This is a genomic window from Halochromatium sp. (assembly GCF_054919635.1).
Genome location: NZ_JBUDPI010000330.1, coordinates 1 through 4186, shown reverse-complemented (window position 1 = coordinate 4186; position 4186 = coordinate 1). Strand labels below are relative to the sequence as shown.

Annotated in this window: 1 protein-coding gene and 1 pseudogene; both read left to right on the top strand. The window is 65.4% G+C overall.

Annotated features, from left to right (window positions below):
- Positions 1 to 2178, top strand: a pseudogene (locus tag ACY693_RS15975) (hypothetical protein); the annotation flags it as partial.
- 8 nt (positions 2179 to 2186) lie between these two features.
- Positions 2187 to 4109: a CRTAC1 family protein gene (locus tag ACY693_RS15970; RefSeq protein ID WP_462322805.1), complete on the top strand. Its 1923-nt coding sequence runs from the start codon at positions 2187 to 2189 to the stop codon at positions 4107 to 4109.
- The last annotated feature ends 77 nt before the right edge of the window (positions 4110 to 4186 follow it).

Below are 4186 nucleotides of genomic sequence, written 5' to 3'. Positions count from 1 at the left end.
CTCGTCGGTCCCCAGCGCTATCCGTTTGCGTTCAGCTCGCAGCCGATCCTGCGCGCCATCAACCGCCAACTGATCAAGGCCAAGCCTGCGTTCCACAAACAGACCCTGCTCAAACCCATCCACCGCGAGCCTGAGTTCTGCGGTGCCTGCCACAAAGTGCATCTGCCACAGGTGCTCAACCACTACCGCTGGCTGCGCGGGCAGAACCACTACGACAGCTTCCGCCTCAGCGGCGTGTCTGGCCATCGGGTCGACAGCTTCTACTATCCGCCCACAGCCGAGACCAGCTGCAACGGCTGCCACATGCCCGCGCGCGCGGCCGAAGACCCAGCAGCCCGGCTACGCACCGCAGACGGCCAGCGCGCGGTGCATGATCATCTCTTCGCTGCTGCCAACACGGCCGTCGCCGACTGGGCTGGGCGCCCGGCCGAGGAGAACGCCGAGCGGGTCGCAATGATGCAGCGCGCGGCACGGGTTGATCTGTTCGGGATCAGGGAGGTCGAGCCCCAGGTCCACGAAGCAGACACTCAGCGCGATGTGGCCAACCAAACTCCTGGCAGCAGGCAAGGCCAGCAGCTAGACAATTCGGACAGCTCGGCCAGCTCAGCCAGCGATGGCAGCTCGGCTGGTGCAGGTAGTGCAGCTAGTGCGGGCAGATCGGTTCATTCGGGTAATCCGGGTAGCGACGGCGCCGAAGGCCAACTGCAAGCGCCGCTTGGCCAGGTCAAGCCCGTGCTCAGGCCGGGCCGACGCTACCTGCTCGAGGTCGTTGTGCGCACTATCGGCATCGGCCATGCACTGACCCAGGGCACCGCCGATTCCAATGAGGTCTGGCTCGAGCTCACGGCTGTGCTCGACGGCCCCGATGGCGAGCGTCTCATCGGCCAGTCCGGCGCCCTCGACAGCAGCGGCGCGGTTGACGACTGGGCCTGGTTCGGCAATGCCTACCTGCTCGACCGTCACGGCGAGCGCATCAGTCGCCGCAATGCGCAGGACATCGTCGTGCCACTCTACGATCACCAGATTCCGCCAGGAGCGGCAGCCCTAGTGCACTATGCGCTCGAGATCCCGGCTGATGCCACCAGCGGCTCTGTAAGGCTCGAGGCCGCGCTCCGGTACCGCAAGTTCGACAGCCGCTTCATGCACTATCTGCTGGGCGACGCCTTCAGCGTCAACGCCCTGCCGATCACGACCTTGGCTGAGGATCGGATACGGTTACCGCTGGAGCAAGTCGCAGAGATTGCTGAGAATGGATTGCCACGACGAGGAACAGCACCGACTGCGTGGTCGCCCCAAACCTCGGCAACTGCGGAGCCACCACAAGGCCGCACCATCGAGCTCACTGAGAAGTCGACCGCCCTCAGCGTTGAAGCGAGTGCTTCTCTGCATTCAGACGAGGTCGCGGCGCAGCTGACAACACCATCTACCGAGGACAGCCCACAATCACCGATCCCCGCCTGGGAGCGCTGGAACGACTATGGCATCGGCCTGCTGCGCCAAGGTAAGCGTGGCGAGTCGCGCCAGGCCGAAACGGCCTTCCGGCAGGTCGAGGCGCTCGGTAGCGCCACTGGCCCGCTCAATCTCGCCCGCGTGCTCTACCGCGAAGGCCGACTTGAGGAGGCCGCAGCGGCACTGACCCGTGCCGCCAAGCAGGACTACCCACAGGGCGAGGCCCCACCCTGGGTCATCGCCTGGTACACGGCCCTGATCGCCCGCGACCTTGGCGACCTCGACCGCGCCATCGCCGCACTCGAGGCGCTCGCCGCGACCCAGTTCAGCGACGCCCGCGCGCGCGGTTTCGACTTCGCCGCCGACGATCGCATGCTGGTCGAGCTCGGCCGCACCCTCTACGAGCGTGCCCGCCAAGAGCGCGGCGCAACCAGTCGCGATGCTCGACTCGCACTCCTTGAGCGCGCCCGCACCCGCTTGGCCCAAGCACTCGCGCTCGACCCCGAGAACGCCGCCGCTCATCACAATCTGAGCCTAGTGCTGGCTGAGCTCGGCGAGACCGAAGCCGCCACCGACCACCGCCGATTACACGAGCACTACCGCCCCGACGACAACGCCATCGAGCGCGTCGTCAGCCTGCACCGCAGCCACAACCCCGCGGCCGATCATGCCGCCGAGCCAGTCGCGATCTATGCCCTCCACCCGCCCCATCAATCAGCCGCGCAATGATGACCGACATGCAGCGTCAACCTCCCACCTCCCTCAGCCGCGGTGAAGCCCGAATCAAACGGGCCTTCGTCCTCTCTGTGCTCATCATCGGCGGACTCTTGGCCATCGCCCTGCTCGCGCTCTGGCTGACCAGCGGCGAGGACGCGATCGCACCGATAGAAGACGCCGAGATCGCCACTCCCATCGTTCCCACGCCGACCGGCATTGCAACCGACGCCGGCACGGATGCGAACACCAACAAAGCCGCACCGGGCCTGGGCATCCCACCCAAGCTCCCCTTCACCGACATCACCGAGCAGGCCGGCATCGATTTCGTCCATGTCAACGGCGCCTATGGCGACCGGCTGATGCCGGAGACCATCGGCAGCGGCGCGGCCTTCTTCGACTACGACCGCGACGGCGATCAAGACCTATTCCTGGTCAACTCGCGTGAATGGGCTGATCATCAAACCCTAGACGAGCCTCCCACCCAAGCCCTCTACCGCAACGATGGCACCGGCCAATTCGAGGATGTCACCAGTGAGGCCGGGCTCGCGATCAGCACCTACGGCATGGGCGTGGCCATCGGCGACATCGACGGCGATGGATGGGACGATCTCTATCTGACCACCCTCAACGGTAATCGGCTGTTCCGCAACGTCGCGGGCCGGTTCATGGAGATCACCGAGCAGGCCGGGGTCGGCGGCGACGAAGACAACTGGTCTTCGAGCGCGGCGTTCTTCGACTATGACCGGGATGGGGATCTCGATCTGTTCGTCGTCAACTATGTCGATTGGTCGCCGACGATCGATCTCGAGATCGACTTTCGCCTCACTGGGCTCGGTCGGGCCTATGGTGCGCCGCTCAACTTCGTCGGCACCAACAACATCCTCTACCGGAACAACGGCGACGGCCGCTTCACCGATGTCTCTGCAGCAGCCGGCATCCAGCTCTTCGACCCTGTCAGCCGAATGCCGGTGGGCAAGGGCCTCGGCCTGGTGCCCTTCGACATCGACGCCGACGGCTGGCTTGATCTCATCGTCGTCAACGACACGGTGCGCAATGTTCTCTACCGCAACCGCGGCGACGGCACCTTCGAGGAGACCGCGATCTTCGACGGCGTTGCCTACGACCGCAACGGCAAGGCCACCTCAGCGATGGGCGTCGATGTGGCCCGCTTCCGCGATGGTGAGCTCGGCATTGCGGTGGGCAACTTCGCCAACGAGATGGCCTCGCTGTTCGTGACCACGAACGGCAAGCCACCGTTCGTCGACGAGGCGGTGATCCAAGGGCTGGGGCCGGCCTCGCGCATCCCGCTGACCTTTGGCGTGCTCTTCGTCGACGTCGATCTCGACGGTCGCGAGGATCTGCTGCTCGCCAATGGCCATCTGGAGCACGAGATCCACAGGGTCCAACAGAGCCAGCACTACGCGCACCCGGCCTCCCTGTTCTGGAACTGCGGCCCGGATTGTCGCGAGCGTTTCGTGCCGATGCCGCAAGAGCAAGCGGCGGTGGGTGACCTAGCCCAGGATCTGGTCGGGCGCGGTGCCGCCTATGCCGATATCGACGGCGACGGCGATCTGGACCTCTTGATCACCCAGAATGGTCGCCGACCCGCGCTGTTGCGCAATGATCAAGACACGGGCCATCATTGGCTGCGCGTCGAGCTGGTCGGTCAGCCGCCGAACACGGCCGCCATCGGCGCCCGGGTCGCCCTGACGGTAAGCTCGGCGGAGGACAGCATGACCGAGGTGCGCGACGTCCGCGCGCTGCGCCCGACACGCAGCTATCTGTCTCAGGTCGAGCAGCCGATCACCTTCGGCCTCGGCCAGATCGATGACCCTAGCGACCTCTCGTTGACCATCACCTGGCCTGACGGCCGCGAGCAAGACCTGATCCCGGAGCAGATCGATCGCCTAATCCGCATCGAGCAACCGAAACCCGTATCCTGACGAGAAGACCTCGCCACTAGCGGCCTTGGCCGTTCACCGATCGGTCACCCATCAGGCATTGCCTGAGCCACTCTAGG

Excerpts from the sequence above, each read along its gene's own strand:
- ACY693_RS15970 (WP_462322805.1), top strand. The coding sequence starts at position 2,187 with ATGCAGCGTCAACCTCCCACCTCCCTCAGCCGCGGTGAAGCCCGAATC.